22 protein-coding genes are annotated in these 24,139 nt (G+C 59.7%); 10 read left to right on the plus strand and 12 right to left on the minus strand.

What is annotated here, in order from left to right; all coding sequences use genetic code 11:
• Positions 1–69 precede the first annotated feature (69 nt).
• Positions 70–1,359, minus strand: a complete 1,290-nt coding sequence (locus OC610_RS02005; RefSeq protein WP_264426298.1) for a CitMHS family transporter — start codon at positions 1,357–1,359, stop codon at positions 70–72.
• Positions 1,360–1,616: 257 nt separating this feature from the next.
• Between OC610_RS02005 and OC610_RS02010 the strand changes: the two genes are divergently transcribed.
• On the plus strand, positions 1,617–2,822 hold the full coding sequence (locus tag OC610_RS02010; RefSeq protein ID WP_264426299.1) for a citrate synthase: 1,206 nt from the start codon (positions 1,617–1,619) through the stop codon (positions 2,820–2,822).
• A 46-nt stretch (positions 2,823–2,868) separates the two neighbouring features.
• Here the strand turns inward: OC610_RS02010 and OC610_RS02015 are convergent, their stop codons facing one another.
• The 3 genes from OC610_RS02015 to OC610_RS02025 all read right to left on the minus strand — a co-directional run bounded on the left by OC610_RS02015 (position 2,869) and on the right by OC610_RS02025 (position 6,037).
• Positions 2,869–4,242 (minus strand): MmgE/PrpD family protein, encoded by a 1,374-nt coding sequence (locus OC610_RS02015; protein WP_264426300.1) that lies wholly within the window; start codon positions 4,240–4,242, stop codon positions 2,869–2,871.
• A gap of 74 nt (positions 4,243–4,316) precedes the next feature.
• Complete coding sequence (locus OC610_RS02020; RefSeq protein WP_264426301.1) at positions 4,317–4,625, minus strand: DUF4387 domain-containing protein; 309 nt, start codon at positions 4,623–4,625, stop codon at positions 4,317–4,319.
• Complete coding sequence (locus tag OC610_RS02025) at positions 4,625–6,037, minus strand: DUF1446 domain-containing protein (protein ID WP_264426302.1); 1,413 nt, start codon at positions 6,035–6,037, stop codon at positions 4,625–4,627. The genes OC610_RS02020 and OC610_RS02025 overlap by 1 nt, the downstream gene beginning before the upstream one ends.
• Positions 6,038–6,519: 482 nt before the next feature.
• Here OC610_RS02025 and OC610_RS02030 point away from each other — a divergent pair, with 482 nt between their 5' ends.
• Positions 6,520–6,768: a hypothetical protein gene (locus OC610_RS02030; RefSeq protein ID WP_030141654.1), complete on the plus strand. Its 249-nt coding sequence runs from the start codon at positions 6,520–6,522 to the stop codon at positions 6,766–6,768.
• 21 nt (positions 6,769–6,789) lie between these two features.
• On the opposite strand, the gene OC610_RS02035 is transcribed toward OC610_RS02030, so the two are convergent.
• Complete coding sequence (locus OC610_RS02035; protein WP_264426303.1) at positions 6,790–7,665, minus strand: LysR family transcriptional regulator; 876 nt, start codon at positions 7,663–7,665, stop codon at positions 6,790–6,792.
• Positions 7,666–7,788: 123 nt separating this feature from the next.
• On the opposite strand from OC610_RS02035, the gene OC610_RS02040 reads away from it, so the two are divergent.
• The 6 genes from OC610_RS02040 to map all read left to right on the plus strand — a co-directional run bounded on the left by OC610_RS02040 (position 7,789) and on the right by map (position 13,399).
• Positions 7,789–8,658 (plus strand): NmrA/HSCARG family protein, encoded by an 870-nt coding sequence (locus tag OC610_RS02040; protein WP_264426304.1) that lies wholly within the window; start codon positions 7,789–7,791, stop codon positions 8,656–8,658.
• Positions 8,659–8,777: 119 nt separating this feature from the next.
• A complete protein-coding gene (chrA, locus tag OC610_RS02045) occupies positions 8,778–10,139 on the plus strand; it encodes a chromate efflux transporter (protein WP_264426305.1) in 1,362 nt (453 codons plus the stop codon).
• An 89-nt stretch (positions 10,140–10,228) separates the two neighbouring features.
• Positions 10,229–10,501 carry a hypothetical protein gene (locus tag OC610_RS02050; protein ID WP_264426306.1) on the plus strand — a complete coding sequence of 91 codons (273 nt, stop codon included), beginning with the start codon at positions 10,229–10,231 and terminating at the stop codon, positions 10,499–10,501.
• A gap of 263 nt (positions 10,502–10,764) precedes the next feature.
• Positions 10,765–12,321, plus strand: a complete 1,557-nt coding sequence (locus tag OC610_RS02055) for a TerC family protein (RefSeq protein ID WP_264426307.1) — start codon at positions 10,765–10,767, stop codon at positions 12,319–12,321.
• Positions 12,322–12,413: 92 nt separating this feature from the next.
• Positions 12,414–12,626 (plus strand): ParD-like family protein, encoded by a 213-nt coding sequence (locus tag OC610_RS02060; protein ID WP_264426308.1) that lies wholly within the window; start codon positions 12,414–12,416, stop codon positions 12,624–12,626.
• Positions 12,623–13,399 (plus strand): type I methionyl aminopeptidase, encoded by a 777-nt coding sequence (gene map, locus OC610_RS02065; protein ID WP_264426309.1) that lies wholly within the window; start codon positions 12,623–12,625, stop codon positions 13,397–13,399. The genes OC610_RS02060 and map overlap by 4 nt, the downstream gene beginning before the upstream one ends.
• Positions 13,400–13,426: 27 nt before the next feature.
• On the opposite strand, the gene OC610_RS02070 is transcribed toward map, so the two are convergent.
• Together OC610_RS02070 and OC610_RS02075 are read right to left on the minus strand one after the other, a co-directional pair.
• A complete protein-coding gene (locus OC610_RS02070) occupies positions 13,427–14,329 on the minus strand; it encodes a LysR family transcriptional regulator (RefSeq protein ID WP_408636519.1) in 903 nt (300 codons plus the stop codon).
• Positions 14,330–14,334: 5 nt separating this feature from the next.
• On the minus strand, positions 14,335–14,928 hold the full coding sequence (locus tag OC610_RS02075; RefSeq protein WP_264426311.1) for a TetR/AcrR family transcriptional regulator: 594 nt from the start codon (positions 14,926–14,928) through the stop codon (positions 14,335–14,337).
• A 115-nt stretch (positions 14,929–15,043) separates the two neighbouring features.
• Between OC610_RS02075 and OC610_RS02080 the strand changes: the two genes are divergently transcribed.
• Complete coding sequence (locus OC610_RS02080; RefSeq protein WP_264426312.1) at positions 15,044–16,480, plus strand: amidase; 1,437 nt, start codon at positions 15,044–15,046, stop codon at positions 16,478–16,480.
• A gap of 9 nt (positions 16,481–16,489) precedes the next feature.
• Here the strand turns inward: OC610_RS02080 and OC610_RS02085 are convergent, their stop codons facing one another.
• The 4 genes from OC610_RS02085 to OC610_RS02100 form a co-directional block, all read right to left on the minus strand.
• On the minus strand, positions 16,490–19,507 hold the full coding sequence (locus OC610_RS02085) for an EAL domain-containing protein (RefSeq protein WP_264426313.1): 3,018 nt from the start codon (positions 19,505–19,507) through the stop codon (positions 16,490–16,492).
• Positions 19,495–20,514 (minus strand): substrate-binding domain-containing protein, encoded by a 1,020-nt coding sequence (locus tag OC610_RS02090; protein WP_264426321.1) that lies wholly within the window; start codon positions 20,512–20,514, stop codon positions 19,495–19,497. The genes OC610_RS02085 and OC610_RS02090 overlap by 13 nt, the downstream gene beginning before the upstream one ends.
• A gap of 282 nt (positions 20,515–20,796) precedes the next feature.
• Positions 20,797–21,204, minus strand: coding sequence for a VOC family protein (locus tag OC610_RS02095; protein WP_264426314.1), 408 nt, complete (start codon positions 21,202–21,204; stop codon positions 20,797–20,799).
• A 23-nt stretch (positions 21,205–21,227) separates the two neighbouring features.
• Entirely contained in the window at positions 21,228–21,653 is a 426-nt protein-coding gene (locus OC610_RS02100; RefSeq protein WP_264426315.1) for a YciI family protein, read from the minus strand.
• Between the two features lie 295 nt (positions 21,654–21,948).
• Between OC610_RS02100 and OC610_RS02105 the strand changes: the two genes are divergently transcribed.
• Entirely contained in the window at positions 21,949–22,644 is a 696-nt protein-coding gene (locus tag OC610_RS02105; protein WP_264426317.1) for an EthD domain-containing protein, read from the plus strand.
• Between the two features lie 101 nt (positions 22,645–22,745).
• Here the strand turns inward: OC610_RS02105 and OC610_RS02110 are convergent, their stop codons facing one another.
• Positions 22,746–23,879, minus strand: coding sequence for an FAD-dependent oxidoreductase (locus tag OC610_RS02110; RefSeq protein ID WP_264426319.1), 1,134 nt, complete (start codon positions 23,877–23,879; stop codon positions 22,746–22,748).
• Positions 23,880–24,139 lie beyond the last annotated feature (260 nt).

A 24,139-nucleotide genomic window follows, 5' to 3' on the forward strand; every position in this document is an offset into this window, starting at 1 on the left:
TTATTTTTATTTTGACGTGAGTAGACGCGACTTAGCGTCCTTTAAACTTCGGCGTTGCGAACTGATGAATCAGATAATTGCCCGTGTCACCACGGCCGTTGCAATCAGAACAAGGCTGCTGCCTATCGCCCAGAGCAAGCAATAGCGTTGCATATCACCCATGTCGCGCTTGATGATTCCACTGATAAGGTAAACCGCCGCTACTAATGGGCTAAGTGCATGTACCGGTTGTCCCAGTACCGATGCCCGGGCGATATGCATGGGATCGATACCGTATTGCGCACCCGCCGCGCCCAGCACCGGCAAGATCCCGAAGAAGAACGCGTCGTTGGAAATCAGGAAATTAAGTGGCAAGGCGACCAGTGCGGTCAGGATGCTGAAATATTGGCCACCTCCGTCCGGGATCAACTGCACGATTTTTTCCGACATGCCATCGACCATTCCGGTGCCCGATAGAACTCCGGTGAACACACCTGAAGCAAATATCAGCGCGATGACCATCAACACGCTTTCAGCGTGAGCCGCGACCCGCGCCTTCTGCTCCGCCAGGCGTGGGTAGTTGACCAGCAGCGCCAGGGAAAAGCCCACCATCATCAGCAGCGGTAACGGCGCCAGCCCTGTTGCCATGGAGTACATCAGCCCGGCGGTGAGTGCGAGATTGACCCAGAAAAGCTTCGGCCTGTGGGTATCGGATTGCACCGTCGGCAAAGCCAGCTCATCCAGTGCGACCTCCTTTGACGCAGGCGTCCAGCCCAAGCGGCGTCGCTCTTTGCGGCCGATCCAGAACGCCACGACGAAGGCGTAGGCAAGCCCGGCAAATAGTGAAGGAACCAACCCCAGGAACATCTGCGCCACATCCAGGTGAAGCGCACTGGCGGCGCGCGCCACCGGCCCTCCCCAGGGGATCAGATTAACCACGGTATTGGTCAAGAGGAGCATCAACGCCAGAATCAGCGGGTTCATGCCCAGGCGCAGGTAAAGCGGCAGGAACGCAGTCGTCACGATCAACACCGTCGTTGCACCATCCCCGTCGAAAGAGATCACCGTAGCCAGCAACGCCGTGCCCAGCACAACTCTAAGCGGGTCATTACCGACATAGCGCAGGATGCGTCGAACAGCGGGCTCGAAGAGCCCGGCGTCAAACATGATCGCGAAATACAGGATTGCAAACATCAACATCAGCGCCGTGGGCGCGACCTGCTTGACGCCGCCCATCACCATCGCACCCAGTTCCGGTCCTGCCCCACTGGCCAGCCCGAAGGCAACCGGAATCAGGATAAGTGCCGTCACAGCAGAAAGTCGCTTGCTTATGATCAGTGCCATAAACGTGACGACCATTGCGAAACCTAACCAAGCCATGCGTTTCACCTTTTCGTTATTATTTTTATCGATGCATCGAAATCAATGTGAACATCTCTTGCGCAGCCGAAATCTACATAGGGGGTGAAACCCTGTAAATCTTGATTTTTTTCGTCAACATCCCGGCTGGATCGGGCTTATCAGCCGTCAGTCGCTTCATAAACCCAGGCTGAAATTTTTCCGCCAATACACATTGACGACATGACGGCATATCTAATAAACATGTACGCCTTTCAATCAACTTGAATGGGCCCGTCATGCCAGAACAAGAAGGCCTTTATCTCTCTGCAGACGAGGCGGCCGCCCTGCTCCGAGTAAGCCTGCCAACGCTGTACGCCTACGTCAGCCGCAAGAATATTCGCTCCATCAAGATCGCCGGGACGCCCAAGCGTCGCTATTGGGCCGAGGATATCCAGCGACTGGTGAAAGTCCCGGCGGCCGAGAAACCCGTGGCGAAACGCTCCCCGCCGTCGGACAGTGCAATTACGCTGATCACCGATGATGGACTGTTTTATCGCGGCCATGACGTCGTCGAGCTCGCTGAACGCGCAACGGTCGAAGAGGTGGCCGAATTGATCTGGCAGGTGCCTTCGGCATTCGGCGAGTCGCTGCCACGTGCGCCGAAGGACAGCGCCCAACTGCTGAAGATTTATGAGCACATGTCTGCCCAGGAAAAAGCCATCGCGCTTTTTCCCCTGGTTCAGCGAGAGAACCCCAAGGCGTTCGACCTTTCCCCTGAAAGTTACGCCCGTACAGGCGCTGATGTCGTGAGATGGTTTGCCGCGCTGGTCGTAGGGGCGACCGAGCCGAGCACGCAGCCCTTGCACGAGTTCATCACCCGGTCTTGCGGCGCCCCCCTGGCCCACGCCGATCTGATTCGGCGCCTGCTGATCCTCAGTATCGACCATGAGCTGGACCATACCACCCACAGCGTCCGCGTCGCCGCCACGACCGGCGCCACTCCTTACTACGCCGTTATCGCCGCACTCGCCGCCGCCCGGGGCCACAGGGTCGCCTATGGCAGGAATGAAGCGGCGAGCCGGATGATCGAAGAGATTTGTACCGCCGTAGACCCTACGCGGCCGATCTTGCAGCGCTACAACCAGGACGGACATATCGTCGGATTCGGCCCCAACGTCCACTCGATCAACGATCCGCGGGCCAGCAATCTCTTGGCGGCGCTGACTGCCGCCTTCGATGGCGACAGCGAGTTCATCAAGCTGCAAAGGGCCTTTTCGGTGGCCTCGGAGCTCGTTGCGTACCCGCCGGAATTCATTCTCATGGTGAGCTTCATCGGCAGGAAACTGGGACTGCACGGGCAGGAAATTTCATTGGGAGGCGTAGGACGCTCCATCGGCTGGATTGCCCACGCCAGTGAGCAATACAACCAACACCACGAGGGCCGACCTCGCGCTCGCTACACCGGGATGTTGCCAACGGCGACCCATACCGGACGCCGCTGACGCCAGCCGCGCGCTCCTCTGGAATACCAGTGGAGCGTCAACACCGCTACGGGACATCCATCGCCGCAAACAACGACTCGAACTCGGCTTGATGCTCAAGCCTCGCCACAAACCCAAGCACTGCGGCCTGAGCCGACGCATCGATATGCGGCGTCGCCATGCGCCGGAATTTTCGCTCGAAGTCGCCATCGGTCATGGGCGTTTCGACCGACCCGGGCCCGGTGATCATCTCGCTCACCACCTGCTCACCGGAGGCCAGGGTCACCCGAACACGGTTGGCAAGGTGTCGTGGGAACAGCCTGGTCAGCGCCGGATCCTCCACGACACTGACCTTTTCCATCAAGGCAATCGCTGCCGGATCGGCGATCTTCTCGGCGGCGTAGGAGCCGACCGTGATGTCACCGTCCAGCAACGCCCGGGCGACGTTATAAGGCAAGCTGTGGTCAGCCGTTTCACGGGTTCTCGGCAACCATTTCTCAGGGGTATCGGCGAGCACTCGACGGTTGAATTCGGACGTTTCGATTGAAATCGCAGCAATGTCCCTGACACCGTCGATCCGCTTGCGAATATCCAGCGCGGCCCAGACGGCCGTGTGCAGTTCCCCATTGGTGGGGAACGTCTTGGTCAGGGAGCGGCGTATGGCGTAGTCGCCGTTGTCGGGTGTACCGAAACGATCAACATCCAGTTCGAATCGCCCCGAAACCTGTTTGAAGAAGCCCATCTCGCCTTCAAATACCGGCGACGGCCCTGTCATGCCATGACGCGCCAACTGCGCTGCGAAAATAGCGTTACGCGCCGCATTGGCTGCGGAACAGCCCTTCCAATCGGACAGCGAACCGCTGCGCACTTGGCGCATTGCCAGGTGCCCACTCAGGGCGATGTTGATGGCTTGCTCGGTTTGCACCACGTCCAGCTTCATCAGGTTGGAAGCCGCTGCGGCCATCGCGACGTTGATGTAGTTGACGTGATCCCAGCCACGCTTGTTCAAGCTGGCCGCGTCCTGCAGGCGCATCTGGATTTCATAGGCCAGGACGATGGCCGAGACCAGCTCGGCGCCAGTTGCGTTCTCGGCTTGCGCCAGCGCCAGACAGGCCGGGATATTGTCACTCGGGTGGCCGGGTTCCAGGCCCATGTAACCATCGTTGTAATCCAGGAAACGAACCATCAGGCCGTTGGCGAACGCTGCTATTTCCGCCGTCGTTTTGAGGTTCGTGCCAAATACGCTGGAAGATTGCGCCGTATTCGCGGCGGCGTAACACAGCGTCGCCTTGACCGGATCAGCCCCGTAGGCGCCCAGTACGCACGCCAGGCTGTCGATAAAACGCTGGCGTACCAGCTTGATGATCTCTTCGGGCAGCCGCTGCTCCCGGAATTCGCAGGCGTAGCGTGCAAGCCGCCGCGCAATGGTCGAGTCCGTCATGATGACCTCTAGGGATTAGGTTGGAGGGGCCTCGTCCATGAGGCGACTATGTCAAAGCGCGGGGCAACGCAGCCTCAGTCGACCACCACATCGAGCAGGCGCACGTATTGCTGGCCGGCATGCATATCTCGCTCGACCATTCCGCCTTGGGGCGTTGCACGAGGATAGGAGATCTTGACCATCTCCAGGTCAGGCACCGCGATGCGCTTGACCCGTTCGGGATCAGCTCCGTAGAGCCTTGCGAATTGCGCCGGGGACAGCGCGGCGCAGTCGTTATAGCGCTCGAAACTCTCGCGCCCGTTGAAAAAGACATCGAACGTGACCCAGAACGGTCCAGCCTGTTTGGATCGCACATGTCGGCAAACATCACGCAACGTGGTCATTATGCAAGCTCCTTAACAGCCATCGACTTATCCGATAAATCAATCCACTCCAAGCGGACCAACTCCAAAGGGTCTTCAAGTTGCACCACATGATTCAACTTGAATTCATATATCTGCCCGCGAGGTATATCGGCAGGCGTAAAGGCGAATCCGTAGGAAGGCAACTCCTTGCCCATGACACTTGGGTAATGGAAGAAATAAGGATTACAGGCGTGAGCGATGGTGTTGGCCATTTCCTGAGTCGCAGCGGTGGCCACAAACAACATGCCTATTTCAGGTGGCGGCAATGTTCCAGCGGCGGGCTTTGCACCGGTAACAGCATTCCATCCATACATCCGCAGGGAAATATGAAATTCACCCAACTCCTCGGACGGAATGGATTGCCGGGTTCTTTTATAGAGCGCGTCCAGCAAACGATCATGAAAACCGTCAATATCCTTGAGCACGTCGGGATCCTGTATGCCCACCAACATGATGGTCTGATACATACCGGCCGCGGCGCCTTCCAACTTCATGGTGTACGGCATGGGTTCCCACCGCGAGCCTTCTACCCGCACAGCCCGGCCATTCAAGTCGGTGTAACGCGCATCGGCAACATTCAAGATGCCGCCGGGCTCCAGCAACCGAAACGGGTCGCTGTTCTCGTACAACATATGGGCCGAGACACTGTGGGGCGTGCATTGGTTGTCCCGGCTCAGCGGCTCGACTTCGAAGCCATTCGCGTCGATGCTCAACAAGATGCCCGACCCCAGCGTCGGGTTGACGGCACATTGCACGCCACATTCCCCGGTCTTGCCTGCGTGCCACGACGGGCCCCAAGGTGCGCCTTTCCAGATGGGGTAGCAGCCGATGACGGCGGTATCGGTCGAGCGGCCAGCCAATATGATATCGGCGCCTGCGTCCAGCGCAGCGAGAAAGGGCTCCACGCCGAGTGCCGCGACAATATGCTCACAACTGTCCACCGTCTCATCGTTCAACTCGGTATGAGGTGGGAGCGGCTTGATACGACCTTGCGCATTCAATCGTTTAATTGTCTGCTTGTCCTGCTCGCAATAAATGAGCGCAATCTTTGGCGACACGCCCAACTCCCGAGCGATTTCCACGGCAATATCCCGCGTCCAATCCAGATTGAGATCGCCGCCCGCCTGCCCCGCGGTCCCCACAATAATCGGTACACCGGACTTCGCCTGCGCCTTCATTAGAATAGTCAGGTCGCGCTTGACTGCACCGCGATTGTTCTTGGACTTTCCAAGTGCGAGATAGGCCGCACCGCTGTCCGTGGAACCTGCGTCCGTGGCAATAACTTGGGCCCCTGCCGCCAACCCGTATTCAATTTCTTCCTCGCGAACACCTGCTCCCAAAGAACCACAGGGAACGATTACCTTTACGCAACCTTCAAATAACTGCTCCATAACACCCTCTTCTTGGCGACTCAGTGGGCCAATAATAGGGTTTGTAATTACGTTGACAAGTGGACAGATTTTGTCCACATAAGTCTAAAAAATGCCCCAGGGCATTTATCAGAAGGACTTCCCCAAGCAACTTACCTTGGAACTATCCATCAACACAGAACTCCGCTGAATGCAGTTACAAAGCGTTTGCGTCGCTGATTTTTTCTTATATAACGGGGCGTTTTTCTGGGTCGGTTCCATTACTGGATTCAAGCCAGAAAGCCCCTAAAAGCGCCCTTCATGGCGCCAACAATCCGTCACCAGAAACCAACATGTAAAAACTTTTAAATAAGGTGCCATTTTCCCGACAGGTGGCACCGACGTCCCATTGCTGAAGGTTTGAGGGCAGGCTCATCATCCGCCGGGTATCGCTGTGCGTTCAGGCGCCAAGCCGCGCTGACACAGGACGTAATAACCGCATCGCTCATTGGAGCAACATTAGGATGATGACTGTCTATTTTCTTGTCATGACGATCTGTAGTGGCATGGAAGGCTGTGTGGAAGAGCGAAAAACCGGGCCGACCTACGCATCCAGGGAAATCTGCATTGAAACGGCCAAGGACATAACGCCGCGCAAAGGCGTCAAATATAAGTGCCGCAGCGAGAGGTTATGGGTTTCCAACGAAGTGAAACCCGTTGGAAGTTACGACGCGGTCGTTTCAACCAAGGTCAAGGAACAGCCTTTACCCTGAGTTGGGCGTAAACGCTTTGCGTCATCCTTCCAGTACCAGCGACATGTCCGGGTACCGAGCGCACATGAAATCGACGAATGCGCGGACTTTTGGCGCGGCCAGGCGCCTGGACGTGTGCAGGACCCAAAGCTGCGCTTCGACCGTCGATACGGTCCCCCACTGAACCAATTCCCCGCGGGCCAGTTGGCCCCAGGCAATGGACTGCGGAAGCAGCGCCGCTCCACCACCGGCGACCGCGGCGTCGCGAATCATCAGGAACGAGGAAAACCAGAGCCTGGGGATCGGTTCCAGGATCAGGCGCCCATCATCGAGCTTCCACTGGGTCGGCTGGACGTTGGAAAACACGATGGCCGGAACAGACCTGACCGCGCCGGGTTCCGGCTTGGCGACGCCGGGCGCGGCCACGACCACCAACCGGTCCTTGGCAAAGCAGCGTCCGACCAGATTGCTGTCCGGACGCGGATTGATCCGGATGGCGACGTCAAATTGCTCCTCGACCAGGTCCACCATGCGGTCCTCCGCCAGCACCTCGATCGTCACCTGCGGATAAGCTGCGCAGAACTGCGCCCCGATGCGCCCCATCGCCAGTTGTGAAAACAGCACCGGGGCCGCCACCCGCAAGCGCCCGCGCGGCGTCGAGACACCTTCCTGGGCCGCGGTCATGGCTTCGATGACTTCGCCCAGCGGACCTTCGGCCCGGGCAATCAGCACTTCGCCGGCTTCGGTCAGCTTCAGTCCACGGGCACTGCGCTCGATCAGCCTGACGCCCAGTTGTTCCTCCAGTTCGGCGATGCGCCGCGACAACGTCGCTTTCGACCGGCCGCTGGCACGGCTTGCCTTTCCCAACCCTGAGTGGGTGGCAACCAACGCAAAATCGATCAGCGCGTTCAGGTTCATGGTGTTCCACTTTTGAAACGAGGTGTCTGCATTCTGGCGCCTTCGTTTTATCCATGCAACGGCCTATCGTTTGCTCACCGCAATCGAAATCCCCCTTTGATACCCATGACAGGAGATTCACCCATGAGCATTTTGATCACCGGCGCCACCGGCACCCTTGGTTCACTCATCACCGCGCGGCTCGCCGAACAAGGCGCCGATGTGAAGGCGCTGGTGCGCCAGCCCGGCAAGCGCGAGTTTCCGGCAGGCGTCACCGAGATCATCGGCGACCTGACGGATGTAACCTCGATGCGCACCGCCCTTGCCTCCGTGCGCACGTTGTTCCTGCTCAATGCCGTCACGCCCGACGAAGTCACCCAGGCGCTGATTGCGCTGAACCTGGCCCGTGAAGCCGGCATCGAGCGCATTGTCTACCTGTCGGTCATACACGCCGACAAATTCACCGATATCCCGCACTTCACCGGCAAGCACACGGTGGAACGCATGATTGAAAGCCTCGACATACCGGCGACGGTCTTGCGTCCGGCGTACTTCATGCAGAACGACTTCATGGTCCAGCAGACCATCCAGGACTACGGGGTCTACCCGATGCCGATCGGCTCGGCGGGTGTCTCGATGGTCGATGTGCGCGACATCGCCGACATTGCCGTTGCCGAGTTGCTGCGACGTGACCGGGCGCCTGCTGCGCTTGAACGTGTCACGCTGGAGCTGGTCGGCCCACACGCCTTGACCGGTGCCTCCGTGGCGCAGGCCTGGTGTTCGGCCCTGGGTCGCGAAGTCGCTTATGGCGGCGACGACGTGGCCGCCTTCGAAGCGCAAATGGCCTCGTTCAGCCCAGGCTGGCTGGCCTACGACATGCGCCTGATGATGGCCGGTATCCAAAGGTTCGGCATGCAAGCCGAGGCAGGTACCGTTGAGCGATTGCAAGCCATCCTCGGCCGGCCGCTGCGCACCTATGAAGAGTTCGTTCGCGAGGCTGTCGGCAACGCCTGAATGCCCAGGCGTAGTGCGCTGCCGGTGGGAGGCCATTGCCTTCCACCGCGTTCGACAAATAGCTTCACATTTCACAATGAGCCGATACTGTAGCGACATCCCATTTCCCGAGCTTCGCCATGAACCCAAAGCTTGCCGAACCTGCCGTTGAAAACGATCTCTCCAGGCCTGAAGCGATCAGCCTGCGGATGGCCTTCTGGTTCTGGCTGAAACTGGGATTCATCAGCTTCGGCGGCCCTGCGGGGCAGATTTCGATCATGCACCAGGAACTGGTCGAACGGCGACGCTGGATCTCCGAGCGACGCTTCCTCCACGCGCTCAACTACTGCATGTTGCTGCCCGGGCCAGAAGCCCAGCAGTTGGCAACCTACATCGGCTGGCTGATGCATCGTTCCTGGGGCGGCGTCATCGCCGGCGCCCTGTTCGTCCTGCCGTCGCTCTTCATCCTGATCGCGCTGTCCTGGATGTACATCGCCTTCGGCGAAGTCCCGGTGGTGGCCGGCCTGTTCTATGGGATCAAGCCAGCGGTCACGGCGATCGTCGTTCAGGCGGCCCATCGAATCGGCTCGCGGGCACTGAAGAACAATTGGCTGTGGGCCATCGCCGCAGCGTCGTTCACGGCGATCTTCGCGTTCAACGTGCCCTTCCCCCTGATCGTGCTGGGCGCAGCGCTCATCGGTTATGTCGGTGGCCGCCTGGCACCGGAGAAATTCCAGGTCGGCGGGCATGGTGCTGCGAAAAAGTCGTTCGGCCCCGCCCTGATCGATGACGAAACGCCTACCCCCGATCACGCCCGTTTCAGTTGGCCGAGGCTCGCCTTCCTGGCGATGCTGGGTGTGTTGTTGTGGAGCCTGCCGATGGGCTTGCTGACTGCGCTGTTCGGCTGGGAAGGCACGTTGACGCAGATGGGTTGGTTTTTCACCAAGGCTGCCTTGCTGACCTTCGGCGGGGCTTATGCGGTGCTGCCTTATGTCTATCAAGGCGCGGTCGGTCACTACGGCTGGCTGACCCCGACCCAGATGATCGACGGCCTGGCGCTCGGCGAAACCACGCCCGGACCGCTGATCATGGTGGTGGCTTTCGTCGGGTTTGTCGGCGCCTATGTCTCGCAGGTGTTTGGCCCAGATCAGGTGTTCCTGGCCGGTGCCGTTGCGGCAGCCCTGGTGACCTGGTTCACCTTCCTGCCCTCCTTCCTGTTCATCCTGGCGGGCGGCCCGCTGGTGGAATCGACCCACAACGAACTCAAGTTCACCGCACCACTTACCGCCATTACCGCGGCGGTCGTCGGGGTGATCCTCAACCTCGCGTGTTTCTTTGGTTATCACGTGCTCTGGCCAAGCGGATTCAGCGCCAGTCTCGACTGGCCTTCGGCACTGATTGCGCTGGCGGCGGCGATCGCGCTGTTTCGCTTCAAGCGCGGCGTGATCCAGGTGTTGCTCGGCTGTGCGCTAGTGGGCTTGGCCGTGCACCTGTTGCGCTAGGGCTCGACATACGTTCGAGGGGCAACTTTTCCGGAAACTGATGTCTACCGCAAGCGCGGTACCTACCGCCTGACCGGAGACCGTTTCCCATGCGCCACCTCACCACCCTCGCCTTTGCAATCGTGTGCATGACGGCCCAGCAGACCCATGCTGAAGACCTCGATCGGGCGCGGGAACAGTACCTACGCTATTGGGAACAGCAGCGGGAAATGGAAAAAACCGAACGGGAAAATGACTCGCACCAAAAGGCCCAGGAGGCAATGGCTCGTGAAAAACGCAGGCATTACGAGCAGGTCCAGCGTGAGGATGCCAGGCGCAGGGCGGACTTCTATCGCCAGCGCGACAACGCTCGTCGCCAATGAACCTGCCTCGCCCGCTGTCAAACACAGGGAGGTCAGTCCTCCGCCGTTGCTCCGTCAGATCCTGTAATACATCGCCTCGTGGGAAGCATTGGAAATCGTTGTAGGATTTCTTCCCCAATTATTGTCAGGCCTGTATGAACACCCTCCAGGAACCTCCCAGTCGTTTTGCAACGAACATGACCTTTCCCAGTGCGGCGGTACCTTGCCTAGGCTCGTCGCAGCTCCCTGCCCTCGCATTGATCGTCCGGGGGCGCGAATAACCCATGGAATGGATAGCTGACCCCACGGCATGGCTGGGCCTGCTGACGTTGATCGTGCTGGAGCTGGTGCTCGGCATCGATAACCTGGTATTCATCGCCATCCTGGCCGACAAACTGCCCCCCGAACAACGTGACCGTGCCCGTGTCATCGGCCTGTCCCTGGCGTTGCTGATGCGCCTGGGCCTGCTGGCGAGCATTTCGTGGATGGTGACCCTGACCAACCCGCTGTTCGAAGTCCTTGGCAAGACGTTCTCCGGTCGGGACTTGATCATGCTGTTCGGCGGCGTGTTCCTGTTGTTCAAGGCAACCATGGAACTGCACGAACGACTCGAAGGCCACGTGGCGCAACGTTCCGGCAACGCAGCCTACGCATTGTTCTGGCCCATCGTGGCGCAGATCGTGGTGCTGGACGCGGTCTTTTCCCTGGATGCGGTGATTACCGCCGTGGGCATGGTGGAACACCTGTCGGTCATGATGATCGCGGTGATTTTCTCCATCGGCTTGATGATGATCGCGAGCAAGCCGCTGACCCGTTTCGTCAACGGCCACCCAACGGTCATCATGCTTTGCCTGGGCTTTTTGATGATGATCGGCTTCAGCCTCACCGCCGAGGGCCTGGGCTTCCACATTCCGAAAGGCTATTTGTACGCCGCGATCGGTTTCTCGATTCTGATTGAGCTGTTCAACCAACTGGCGCGCGCCCGTCGCAAGAAAAGCCTGCAAGGCGTAAGGCCGATGCGCGAGCGAACCGCCCACGCGGTGATGCGCTTGCTGGGCGGCCAAAGGCTGAGTGCCGATGAAGTCGGCGAGGAAATCGCCGACATGCTGGCCGGTGAAGAACCTGAACAGGTTTTCCATCGACGCGAACGGGTCATGATCAGTGGCGTGCTGCAATTGGCGGAGCGCCCGATACGCAGCGTGATGACCCACCGCGCGCAAATCGATCACCTCGACCTGGCAGACACACCGGACGAAATCCGCACGACGCTGATGTACTCCGCGTATTCCCGCTTGCCATTGATCCGGGAAGGACGCGTGGATGAACCCCTGGGCTTCGTCCACAAAAAAGAGCTGCTCAAGGAGTTACTGGCGGGCGATCAGCCGAACCTGGAAGCCATGGCGCGCAAAGCCATCAACCTGCTCGACAGTTTCACGATCCTCAACGCGCTGGAACAAATGCGCAAGGAATCGACCCACATCGCATTCGTTGTGAATGAATTCGGGGACTTCGTCGGCCTGCTGACCATGACCGACATCCTGGAGTCCATTGCCGGTGAACTGCCGGATGCCAGTGAAATCGGGGGGCCGAATATCGTCGCCCAGGACGGCGGTTTCCTCGTCAGCGGCGCCATGAATCTCAGCCAGGTTCGCGAACACATCGGCTTCCAGGCGACAGCGACGGAGGATTACCAGACGCTTGCCGGCTTGGTGATGAGCTTGCTGGACCGTCTGCCGATCATCGGAGACACCCTTCGCTGGCAAGAATGGAGCATGACCGTCGTGGGCGTCGAAGAGCGTCGGGTGACAAGGGTCTTGTTACGCGTCGAGGATCTCGGCTGACCGGTCCCATGAGAAGCCCTCGGAAAAACATGCTGGCCGAGCAGTATATGAAACGTATATGCTTCGCTTACGTTTCATATAGGAGCTACACAGTGGGCATTGTCAACATCGACGACGAACTCCACGATCAGCTGCGCAGGGCAACCAAGGTGTCCTGCCGCTCGATCAACGCGCAGGCGGCCTTCTGGATCAAGGTCGGCATGCTGTGCGAGACCAACCCTACCCTCAGCTTCAACGAGATCATCCAGCGCGAACTCAGTGACGCCGGTGTCACCGCGCAGCCACTGGAGGCCAGCTATCAATGATCAAGCGACCCGAGGAAGTGGCCTTGATGGCTGAATCCGGCCGGCTGCTGGCGTCAGTCTTCGAACGGCTGGACCGGACCTCTTTGATCGGCTTGTCGACGCTTCAGATCGATGAAATGGTCGAGCATATGATTGTCCGGGACCTCCAGGCCCGCCCTGCCAGCAAAGGGCAGTACGGGTATGGCTTCGTGCTGAACTGCTCGATCAACGAGGTGGTCTGCCACGGAGTGCCGTCGCGCTCGCAGCTGCTTCAAGACGGTGACATCGTCAATCTCGACATCACCTTGGAGAAGAACGGCTATATCGCCGACTCCAGCAAGACGTACCTGATCGGCAACGTCGATCCAGTTGCCAGGAAACTCGTCCGGGTCACCTACGAAGCGATGTGGAAAGGCATCCGCAGCGTCCGCCCGGGGGCACGCCTGGGCGACATCGGCTCAGCCATTCAACGCCATGCCACGCTCAACGGTTATTCCGTGGTCCGTGAATACTGCGGCCATGGCATCGGCCGGCAGATGCACGAAGAACCTCAGGTGCTGCACTTCGGCAGGCCGGGAACCGGGCTCGTCCTGCGTGAAGGCATGGTCTTCACCATCGAACCGATGCTCAACCAAGGTGCGCCGCACGTCAGGACCGAGGCCGACGGATGGACCGTGGTCACGAAGGACGGGGCGCTTTCCGCGCAATTCGAACATACCGTGGCGGTGACGCCTTGCGGTTTTTCGGTATTGACGTTGCGTGCTGATGAATCGGGCATGGTGGACGACCGATAGTTTCAGCGTGATGGACACCGCTGTCGTTCAATCGCTGAGATAACGTTCGAAACGCGCCGCCAGAAAGGCCCTCAACATCTGTACCGCAGGCGTCAGCGAAGTGCGGTGGGCGCACACCAATTGGAGCGGTGCTGGCTGGCCATAGTCCGGCGGGAAAACTTCCACCAGGCGGCCACTGCGCAGGTCGTCCATGACGTCGAGCCTGGATTTGTAGACGATCCCCTGCCCCGTCACCGCCCAGCGCCTGACGATATCGGCATCATCGCTGATGCGATTCCCGGCGACCTGGACCGTCTCCACCCCCTTGGGCGTCTGGAAACTCCAGCGTTCGAAGGTCTGCTCGCCCATCACATAACGAAGGCAATTGTGCCCGCTCAACTCGGCGGGCGTCCGTGGCCGGCCATGGCGCGCGATGTAGTCAGGGGATGCGCACACGGTCCGCCTGTTGGAGGGTTCCAGCGCCAAGGACACGAGGCTCGAGTCGGCCAACTGGCCGTAGCGGATGCTCGCGTCCAGGTGCTCGCTGAACAGATCCGCCACCTGGTCGCTGACGCGCAACTGCAACAGCACCTTGGGGTGCAACTGCTGGAACTCATCCAGCCACGGCAGCAACAGGTTGCGCCCGATGTCCGAAGGCATGGACAGGCGCAGCGTCCCGGCCACTTCATCGCGCCCCTGGGCCAGGGCAAGTTCGCCATCTCCCAACGCTTCCAGTGCCTGCCTCGCATGCGCCAGGTAGCGCTCACCGTCATCCGACAGACGCAGCCGCCTCGTGGAGCGCACGAACAACCGCACGCCCAGGCTTGCTTCGAGCCGCTGTACCGCGACGCTCGCGAGTGCCGGAGAGATGTCCAGCAACCGTGCCGCCGCAGAAAAACTGCCGACATCCGTCGTGGTCACGAACACCTGGAGGTCATCGACTCGAATGATTTTCTTCACGCTGCAGGGTCTCTCGATTCACCGGCGATTTTTTTCCGAACCATCGCCACGAGATTTTCGCCGACGCCCTCGACGCTGTTGTTCTGCGCAACGACCTGGGCCCCCTCCATCAAATAGGTGAGTTCCATCGCCACTTGGTTCGGCTCGGCCAGGCCGGCTTCGACACAGAGCGCCACCAACCGGAGGAACTGACGTTTTTTGTGTGCTTCGATGAGGGCGCGGGCCGGATGTGCCCGCTCAGGGATCTCCGCCAATGAATTGGTGAACGGACAGCCCCGATAGGATGAGGTCGACAGGTCCTGTGCGATGAATTCGGCAAATCCGAGAAGCTGCGCCTTGGGATCACCGGCGCGCTGCGCGGCCAGGGTTTCGAAGATTTCGGAGTATTGCTCGACGAGCAACCGCAGCCACTCAAGCACCAGCGCGTCTTTCGAATCGAAATGGCGGTAGACGGTCATCTTGGTCGACTTGGCCTTGGCCGCAATGGCATCCACCGTTACCCGGTGGATGCCTTCGGTAAAAAAAAGCTCCTCGGCTGCATCGAGAATCCGTTCTCGAGGGGCCAACTGGGGAATTCGTTCGGGCCGCATGACGTTCTCCGCTTGACTTTGATACTCAGCAGTATCGTACTATACCAATTAGTATCATTCGATACTGACGAGTAAATAATAACGCTTTTGCCAGGCTATTGGCTCGGAGAATGTGATGAAACCCGCTGAATACGCCGAATACGATGCACTGGGCCTGGCTGAGCTGATCGCCAGCGGCCAAGTCACCCAAGCCGAAGTTCGGGCCGCGGCACTGTCCGCCATCGAGCAGCTCAACCCAAGGATCAATGCCGTCGTTGAGGTTTGGGAAGATGAACCCGCCGCCGCTACCGGGCCGTTCGCCGGCGTGCCCTTTCTGGTCAAGGACCTCGGCTTGACCAGAAAGGGGCGCTTGAATGAATTGGGCAGTCGCCTGGCCGCCGGATGCGTCGCCGAGGAGGACTCCAATTTGATGGTCCGCTTGCGGCAGGCAGGGCTGATCACTCTCGGCAGGACCACCACGCCGGAACTGGCGGCCAGCACCACCACTGAAGCGGTTTTTTCGGGACCGACACGCAACCCCTGGGCGCTGGGTCGCAGTGCGGGTGGCTCTAGCGGAGGCTCGGCGGCCGCCGTCGCCGCTGGCCTGGTTCCTGCCGCGCACGCCACCGATGGCGGCGGTTCGATCCGTGTTCCTGCCGCCTCCACTGGATTATTCGGCCTCAAGCCCAGCCGGGGCAGGATTTCAATGGGCCCGGCGGTGGATGAGGTATGGGCCGGGCTCGCGGTTCATGGGGTAGTCAGTCGCACCGTGCGTGACAGCGCTGCCCTGCTTGATGCAACCCAGGGTGCAGCCGTGGGCGATCCGTTTGAGATCGCCAAGCCGCAGCGTGCCTATTTATCGGAAGTGACCCGCGAGCCGGGATCGCTGCGCATTGGTCTTCTGGTGCATCCACTGAATGCCACTCATTCTGTCGAACCGATCGCCAATGCGACTCGCCATGTCGCCGTCCAGCTCCAAGGCATGGGACACAACGTGGAAGAAGTCTGCCTCGACATTGGCCTCGGTTGGGAAGGTTTTGTCGAGATGAATGCCCGGTTTTGGTCAGCCAACACCGCTGCCTGGATCAACGCCATCGCCGCCGGAACCGGCCGCCCCATCGATGCCAGCACGCTTGAGCCGGCCACGCTGTCGCTACACCGGATGGGCACTGAACTCACTGCCACCGATTTGCTGGAGGCCATGCACTACAGGAATGTCGTGACCCGCAGCCTGGGCAACTTTTTCTGCAAATACGACATCCTGCTGAGTCCGACGCTGCCAGCGCTGCCGCCCGCATTGGGTCGGTACAACGAAGGCCAGGAGCAGTTGGATGGCAAGGGCTGGATGCACCGCGTATTCAACCATTCGCCTTTCACCGCGTTGGCCAATGTAACGGGGTCCCCTTCCATGTCGGTGCCACTGGCGTTTGATCCGGAAACAGGCTTGCCTATCGGCGTGCAGTTCTCGGCGGGTTTTGGTCGGGAAGACATGCTGCTGCGCCTGGCAGGACAATTGGAGCGTGCATTGCCTTGGACGGCGCGCAGACCTCAGGTCTGGGCTGGGAAGTCATGACACGCTGAATCAATGTCCGGGCATCGGACGGCCCGGGCGCTTCATACCGTGCTCCTGTCCTGTCGAGTCCGGGTTCAGGGCGCGGCTTGACTGAGGCAATCGTGGCATACGCAGCAACAGGCCGATTTCCTCTGCGCTGACGGCCTTGCTGAAAAAGTGGCCTTGGATTTCATCGCAGCCGTTGTCGCGTAGGAAGGTCTGCTGCTCTTCGGTTTCGACACCTTCGGCAATGACCTTGAGGTTCAGTCTATGCCCCAGCGAAATCACCGCGGTGGCGATGGCCTTGTCGTTTTCGTTGTCGGGCAGGTCGCGCACGAAAGACTGGTCGATCTTGAGCCTCGCAATCGGGAAGCTCTTCAACGCTGCAAGGCTGGAATAACCGGTACCGAAGTCGTCGATCGAGAGACTGGTGCCCATTGACTGCAGCGCCTTCATTTTACTGATGGCTTGCTGGAGGTCTTGCATGATCAGGCTTTCGGTCAGCTCCAGCTCAAGGTACATCGGCTCCAGCCCGGACTCTTTCAGGGCATGGTTGACCCGGTCGATCAGGTTCCTTTCGACGAACTGGCGCGCCGAGATGTTCACCGACACGGTAATCGGCGGCAAGCCGGCCGCCTGCCACGCCTTGTTCTGCCGGCATGCGGTGTGGATCACCCAGTCGCCGATGGGCACGATCAGGCCGGTTTCTTCGGCCTGGGGAATGAACTTGATGGGCGACACCATGCCAAGTTCGGGGTGCTGCCAGCGAATCAACGCTTCCACGCCAATGATCTGGCCCGACTGCAAGTCCACCTGTGGCTGGTACAGCAGCAGGAACTCGTCATTGTCGAGGGCGTTTCGAAGCCCATCCTGCATGGCCAGCTTGCCCTGTACCTGGGTATTCATCTCACTCGTGTAGAACTGGAAGCTGTTGCGACCCAACTCCTTGGCCCGGTACATGGCGGCGTCCGCATTGCTGATCAACGTATCGGTGTCTGCGCCGTCGGCAGGGTAAGTCGCCAGCCCCATGCTGCAGGTGACGTGGAGTTTATGGCCGCTGAGGTGGATCGGTTGCAGGATCGCTTCCTGGAGCTTGTGCAGGACGGGCGTCACACCGTCGAGGTCCGAGGGCTGGTCGAACAGGATGATCACGAATTCGTCGCCACCTAGCCGAACAACGGTGTCGGTCCGGCGGACACACTCCACCATGCGCTGGGCCACAGTCTTCAGCAGTTCATCCCCAGCACTGTGCCCGAGGCTGTCATTCACCAGTTTGAATTTGTCCAGGTCGAGAAACACCACCGTTACCAGCCGGTTGTAGCGCTGGGCATAGAGCATGGCCTGCTTGAGGCGGTCTTCGAGCAGCGTGCGATTCGGCAACCCAGTCAGCACGTCATGATCGCCCATGAAGCGAATGCGCTTTTCCGTCAACTGGCGTTCGATGGCAATCCCGGCGAGGGGTGTCGCCAGATCGATCAGTTGCGTCTCGGCCCGGCTGGGGCTGCGCACGGTCTTGGCATACAACGCGAACGTCCCCAGTACTTTTCGCTCATGGGACAGGATCGGCGTCGACCAGCAGGCACGAAACCCGTAGGGCTCGGCGATTGAACGGTACGCCTCCCACAGCGGATCCTGCTGGATATCCGTGACGATCACCGGTTCTCGGCGATACGCCGAAGTACCACATGAACCGACGTTCGGACCGATTTCGATCCCGTCGATGATCTGGCTATAGGCTTTGGGCAAACTGGGCGCAGCCCCGTGGTGCAGGTGCTTGCCTTCCTCATCCAGCAAGAGGATCGACACCATCATGCCCTCCAGCTGGGACTCGACCAGGTGAGCCAGGCTGTCGAGCACCTCGGCAAGCTCGGTGCTCCTGGCGATCAGTTCCAGGACACGGCCTTGTCCGGCACGGATGATCGCCTCTTGCTCCAGCCGGCTGTTCTGCACGGCGAGCCGTTCAGTGGCGATGCTCAATTGCGCGGTTCTTTTTTCCAACTGAAGCCGGTCCTCGAGGAACTGATTCACCGCGCGCGCCATGTTGCCGATTTCGTCATTCCCATGGTCCGGCATCATCAAATGCGTTTTTTCTGTGTGTTCCTGACGCAATTGGCGGCTTATCTCATTCAGGCGCACGAGCACATGACGGCCCATGAAGACCCTGCCCACAAACCAGGCGAGCACCAGGCTGGCGCCCAACATGATCAGCACCCATTGCTGGCTACGGTTCGAGGCCTCGACCAGCCGCTGCACGGCTGCACGATAATCCTCGGTGTAGGCATTCGACTGCGCACGGGCCAAGGCGACCAAGACCCCGGCCTGATCCTGCAGCTCCTCGTTGAAGCGCTTTATGACGTTGTGCTGATCGATGAGCGTCCGGCGCAGGGAAAACAGATCGGGCTTGCCCAAGTCAGCGTCAAGTGAAGCAGCCTCGGGTGACAAACGTTCATAGCGCATCCGCAGTCGTCGCACCGCCTCATCGTCAGCCGCCTGCGAGAGATCGAAAAGCAACACCGCCCGCTCCAGGCTGGCCGGGGTGCTGGCTGCCGTCAACCGGGCGGTGCGATCCTCAAGGGCCTGCTCGAACGTAATCTCGGTTTGCAGCAGGCTTTCACGCAACTGTGCAACGATATTGGCGGTATTGCGGAACAGCTGGCTCGACTGATGCATATCGAGTACCGCCACGGCACTGTTCGCGGCGGTCAACTGCTGGACCAACTGATCGAGCGCTTCCAGCTGTTCGACGGTCGCGGCATGGCTCGAACGCAGGACATCGGGCGAACGGGTTGTCAGGAACTGGTCCGTCTGGCGTTCGATCAGCAAGGTGCGCTGCACCATGTCCTGGCCATTTTGCATACGGACCAGCCGTTCATCCGTCAGTTGGCGAGTGGCGTTGTTCGAGGACCGCAACGCGTAGACCGCAGTGGCTCCTCCCGCGAGGATCAACAGCGCCAGCGCCAGAAACGCCAGCGCGAACTGGGCGCGCAGTGATTGTGGCCATAGCTGGCGTCCAATCCGGGAAAAAATATCCAACATCAGGGGTTCCACTGGCGGCGATAGATATCTCGATAGCCGTTATCCGGATCGTATTGGGATTTTTTTCCACCATCGAAGGCGATATTGTCGGCGTTGACCAAGTGTATCGGCGCGATGAAGCCGCTCACCGGTTGGCCTGCAAACAACCGGTTCAATTCGTCCATCACTTGCCAGCCATGCAGGTTGAGCGGCTCGGCGACGGTAACGGTCTGGTAGGTTTTCGCCTGGATGCGCAGGAAAGCCGAAGCGCTGCCATCCCCGGCAGACAGCAGACTGACGCCATCACTGGGGATCGCGGCGCCGGTCAACGAGGCAATCGAGTAGTCGAAATAGATATCATTGATCGCCAGCGTGTGGGTCCAGCGCTTGCCGTAGCGTTGGAGCAATTCCCTGGTCACGGCAGGCATCTTCTCGCTGCTTTCGGAAATCGCGACATCGCGTACTTCCAGCATCGAACATTCACGACAGGCCCGAATGACACTTTCCATGGCCTTGGCTTTCGTCGTAGCGATGCTGTACCTGGAATCGGTCAGGATAACCACGCCGGCATGTCCGCCTGACTGCGCCACTGCCGCCATGGCAGTAAGGCGTGCCACTTCAAGCGGGTCGCTCGTGACGTTCATGGCCACCGGCGTACCGTCAATCGGCCCGGGGTGCACCCCGGCGTGCCAGCCGACCACCGGGATGTCCTGGTCGGCGAAGCGCATCAGCGCCGCGTTGTTTTCAAGGGCATCGGAGCCGCACAGGATAAGGCCATCGGGCTTCGCCGCCAGGGCATCGGAAAAGGCCTTGGCGCGACCGGACGCGGAGCCTGCGCCATCGAATATCCTCAGCGTCCACCCCATCGCGCTGGCTGCCTCCCGGGCACCTTGCGCGACACCGACAATGCCACCGTTGCGCAAGTCCTCTGCGACAAGCGCGATACTCTTGCCCCGCTGGGCTGGCGGACCGGCCTGCGGACCGCTCCAGCGGACGGCCCCGAGGGTGGCCTTGGCTACGATTTCCTGGGCTTGGGCCACCGTCACCGTGGCAGCCGCTTCGTTGGGTTGCTCCTGGCCGTAGCCGGAAGTTGCCGCAAGGAAGCAGGAGACCGCAATTGACGTCATCCAGCGTAGCGACGGCCCGATCAAACAGGTTCGATCATCCCAAATGAGGCGGGATCCAGGACCGGTGGCGCGTTCATAGTCTGGCATGGCGTCCCTTTGCCAAGAGTGCAGTACCGAAAGGATAGTCGGGTTCTGCACTTATCAAGGCCTTTTCAAGCCGCCGACCGCCTCCAGGCCGGCGACCCAGCGCCCAACTTACTTGCGCCCCTCGAAATTGACCATCCAGGCGATCCCGAAACGGTCTTCGAACATGGCGAAGCGTTCCGCCCAGAACGTCTTCGCCATTGGCATGTACACGCTGCCCCCCGCGCTCAAGCCGTTGAACAGCCGCTCGGCCTCCTCCGCGCTGTCGACGTTGAGGGAAACCGACACGCCTTGCGGCTTGCGATACGGCTGGCCTGGCGGGCAGTCGGACGCCATCAGGCTGAAGGCGCCCACGGTCAGGCAAGTGTGCATGATCAGGTCTGGGTCCTTGGGCATGCCGACGTCTTCGGGTGCCTCGGCAAAGGACATGGAAAACAGCTCGCCGCCCAGCACGTCCTGGTACAACGCGAAGGCTTCCTTGCAACGACCATCGAAGGTCAGGTAGGGAATGATTCTCATGGTGTGCTCTCCTTTCATCCGTTTCACGATTGACTGGATATCTGCGCCCGCAGGCGTTCTTCCTGTGCCTGTAGTTCGGGGGTAAAGCTCTCGCCGAATTCCTCGAGTTCGAAGATCTGGCGGATCTCGATCTCACTGTCGCTGATCATCGGGTTCGGACAGCGCTTGACCCAGTCGATCGCCTCCTGCAGTGACTGGACCTTGAAAATCCAGAATCCGGCGATCAACTCGCTGGTCTGGGCGAACGGCCCCTCGACCACGGTCCGGTCCTTGCCGGAAAACTGCACGCGCACACCCTGGGAGCTGGGATGCAGGCCTTCGCCGGCGAGCATCACCCCCGCCTTGACCAATTCTTCGTTGTAGGCGCCCATGGCAGCCAGCAGCTGCGCGCTGGGCATTTCTCCGACTTCCGACTCCGGACTGGCCTTGACGATCACCATAAATCGCATGCTCATATCTCCTGGGAATGAATGGACCAAGCCGTCCGTGTGGCGGCTCTACAGGGTAGTCGAATGGCGATGGCTCGAATCGACAGCCTGGCGGGGTTATTTTTTCGAAGCGTGGTCAGACCGGGAATGAGTTGATCAGGCATGTCATTGCGCGATACCTGACAGCCGAAATAGCGATTGGTTAGCCGCCCGACCCTCGCCTTATATTTTCAGGGTCAAAAAGTCCGTCGATGAATAATAAAGCGAGAGCCCGCTCATGATTAAGATGCTAGCCGCTGTACGCAGGAAACCCGGCATGACCCATGTTGAATTTCTTGACTATATAGAGCACCAGCACGGAAAGATCGCCCAAGCCAAGCCCCTGGGCGTCAAGCGCTACGTCCAGAACCATGTCATCGACGCAGCCTTTGGCGTCGATTCCGATAACGCCTACACGCAAACATTTCACAGGGATTCCATTACGGAATTGTTCTTTGAAAACATGTCGGGCCTGATCGCCACATTCAGCGACCCCTATACCCAGCAAACCACGGGACCTGATGCCAAGAACTTCGCTGACCTTTCCAAGCAGGTTGCGCAACTGATGGATGAGGTCGAGCTGTCCGAAACCGGCACATTGCCCACGAATTGGAAAGCGATGCTTTTCCTCAAAAAGAACCCCGCGGTGCAGCTCGAGGCTTTTTTCAGCGCGTGGGATCGCGCCCATGCTGCGGCAGCGAGTGAATGTCCGGCGTTTCAGAAGGCCCTGCGCAGGCACGTTCGCGCCCGGTATATGCCCGAAGGTGACCGGGTGACGTCTTATTTCGGGCCGGACATAGGCGTCTACGAAGGCGTTTCCAGCCTGTGGTTCGAAAACGAAGCGGACCTTCAAGGTTTTCGGCAGTACCAGAGGTCGTTGTTCCAGCAGCTTTCCGACGAAGGGATCGCGCTGTCGTCAGAATCGTTTTTCGTCTATGTGAAGGAAGTTGTCATTCTGGATCTGGGTCAATAAACCATCCGCAATCACAGCCCGGCGATTGCGAACGCAGGGCTGGCCCTGAATAAAAAGGACGACTATCAAAGCCGTCCTTTTTATTTATTCCCGGGCTTGGCTCAAACAGGCTCGGCCAATAGCGCGGTGGACTCGCGCATGATCCGGGCATGCTCCTCCTTGTCACCGCCATTCTTTTCGATCTCGCACAGGCGCGCGGAGTTCTCGACGACCAACTGGCAACGCTCCCAACGTCGCGCTTCGAATCGGGCCAGGGCCGTCTGGAGTTCACTTTCGGCCAGCAGTTCCTCAGCTAGCACGATGGCACTCTCGATGCCGATCCCAGCTCCGGAAGCCAAGTGAGGCGTGGTGGCATGCACCGTATCCCCGATCATCACGATACGGCCTTGGTGCCAGGGCAACGGCACCAGTAGATTGGCCAGCGGGCGGTAGTCGATATGGGCGCCCGGCTCATTCAGTTGCGGCACCAGCGTTTGCAGGATCGGGGCGGGGAACTCGCCCAGCAGACGTGCCATCTCACCAGGCCAGGTGGCAGGATCGATCCATTCGGAAAAATCGCGGTTCTCCATCAGGAACATGTACATGTGCGTGTCGGAAATCGGATTGACACCGACCTTGGTGCGTCCCAGCCAATGAGTGGGCCGGACGATTTCGGGTGGGCGCCTCACCACCGCGCGCCAGACACTTTGATGGATGGGTTTTGGCGACGGTGCTTGCGGGAAAAATTCCTTGCGCATCCGCGAATGCACACCGTCAGCGGCGATGACCAGTTCATAGCGTTCAGCGGTCCCGTCGGTGAACGACACTTCAACGCCGTCGTCCTGTTGGCTGATGGTGTCGTAGCTGATGCCGAGGCGCACGCGGGTGCCCACTTCCCTGGTTTTGTCGGCGAAGATCCGCGCCAGCACCGGGCGCAGGATGCCGCCGCCACAGGGGATCGGTTTATCGCTGACCGGAGGTCGAAGTGCCAATTGCACGATCAGCTCGCCTGCCGGTGAAAACACATCGAAGTTGGTCGACAGGTACCCTTCCCCAGCCACCCGTTCAAGGATTCCAATCGTATCCAGGGCTCGCAACGTAGGCCCACTGAGGGTGATACCCGCCCCCAGCGGACACCACAGTGGGTCTATTTCCACCAGGTCGACTTCGACGCCCTGGCGGGCGAGTTGGATAGCCGCGGTCATACCGGAAAACCCGCCTCCGATCACCAGGACCTTATTGACTGCTGCAATCATCGCGCTCTCCTAATTATTCTTATTTCAATCGGGCGGACATTGCCTGACGCACCGACAAGCTCTGCGGCGTCATCGAATCAACGCCGCAGAATCATGAGAATGCCGACGAAAAATGCCGGATCAGCCACGAGACTATCGAATCGGGAACCAGCGCTGAAATCGCTTTGCACAATCCGAGGTATCGCTGCCGGCGATGGGTCTGGCCAGTCCATAGATGATCCAGCCACCCCAAACCCATGGCGAGGGGATTTAGCGAAACG

It is taken from the genome of Pseudomonas agronomica, assembly GCF_025917275.1.
GTDB lineage: Bacteria > Pseudomonadota > Gammaproteobacteria > Pseudomonadales > Pseudomonadaceae > Aquipseudomonas > Aquipseudomonas agronomica.

Bases quoted from the DNA above. Each gene is read 5' to 3' on its own strand.
- OC610_RS02005 (WP_264426298.1), bottom strand. From the start codon at position 1,359: ATGGCTTGGTTAGGTTTCGCAATGGTCGTCACGTTTATGGCACTGATC.
- OC610_RS02010 (WP_264426299.1), top strand. From the start codon at position 1,617: ATGCCAGAACAAGAAGGCCTTTATCTCTCTGCAGACGAGGCGGCCGCC.
- OC610_RS02015 (WP_264426300.1), bottom strand. From the start codon at position 4,242: ATGACGGACTCGACCATTGCGCGGCGGCTTGCACGCTACGCCTGCGAA.
- OC610_RS02020 (WP_264426301.1), bottom strand. From the start codon at position 4,625: ATGACCACGTTGCGTGATGTTTGCCGACATGTGCGATCCAAACAGGCT.
- OC610_RS02025 (WP_264426302.1), bottom strand. From the start codon at position 6,037: ATGGAGCAGTTATTTGAAGGTTGCGTAAAGGTAATCGTTCCCTGTGGT.
- OC610_RS02030 (WP_030141654.1), top strand. From the start codon at position 6,520: ATGATGACTGTCTATTTTCTTGTCATGACGATCTGTAGTGGCATGGAA.
- OC610_RS02035 (WP_264426303.1), bottom strand. From the start codon at position 7,665: ATGAACCTGAACGCGCTGATCGATTTTGCGTTGGTTGCCACCCACTCA.
- OC610_RS02040 (WP_264426304.1), top strand. From the start codon at position 7,789: ATGAGCATTTTGATCACCGGCGCCACCGGCACCCTTGGTTCACTCATC.
- chrA (WP_264426305.1), top strand. From the start codon at position 8,778: ATGAACCCAAAGCTTGCCGAACCTGCCGTTGAAAACGATCTCTCCAGG.
- OC610_RS02050 (WP_264426306.1), top strand. From the start codon at position 10,229: ATGCGCCACCTCACCACCCTCGCCTTTGCAATCGTGTGCATGACGGCC.
- OC610_RS02055 (WP_264426307.1), top strand. From the start codon at position 10,765: ATGGAATGGATAGCTGACCCCACGGCATGGCTGGGCCTGCTGACGTTG.
- map (WP_264426309.1), top strand. From the start codon at position 12,623: ATGATCAAGCGACCCGAGGAAGTGGCCTTGATGGCTGAATCCGGCCGG.
- OC610_RS02075 (WP_264426311.1), bottom strand. From the start codon at position 14,928: ATGCGGCCCGAACGAATTCCCCAGTTGGCCCCTCGAGAACGGATTCTC.
- OC610_RS02080 (WP_264426312.1), top strand. From the start codon at position 15,044: ATGAAACCCGCTGAATACGCCGAATACGATGCACTGGGCCTGGCTGAG.
- OC610_RS02095 (WP_264426314.1), bottom strand. From the start codon at position 21,204: ATGAGAATCATTCCCTACCTGACCTTCGATGGTCGTTGCAAGGAAGCC.
- OC610_RS02100 (WP_264426315.1), bottom strand. From the start codon at position 21,653: ATGCGATTTATGGTGATCGTCAAGGCCAGTCCGGAGTCGGAAGTCGGA.
- OC610_RS02105 (WP_264426317.1), top strand. From the start codon at position 21,949: ATGACCCATGTTGAATTTCTTGACTATATAGAGCACCAGCACGGAAAG.
- OC610_RS02110 (WP_264426319.1), bottom strand. From the start codon at position 23,879: ATGATTGCAGCAGTCAATAAGGTCCTGGTGATCGGAGGCGGGTTTTCC.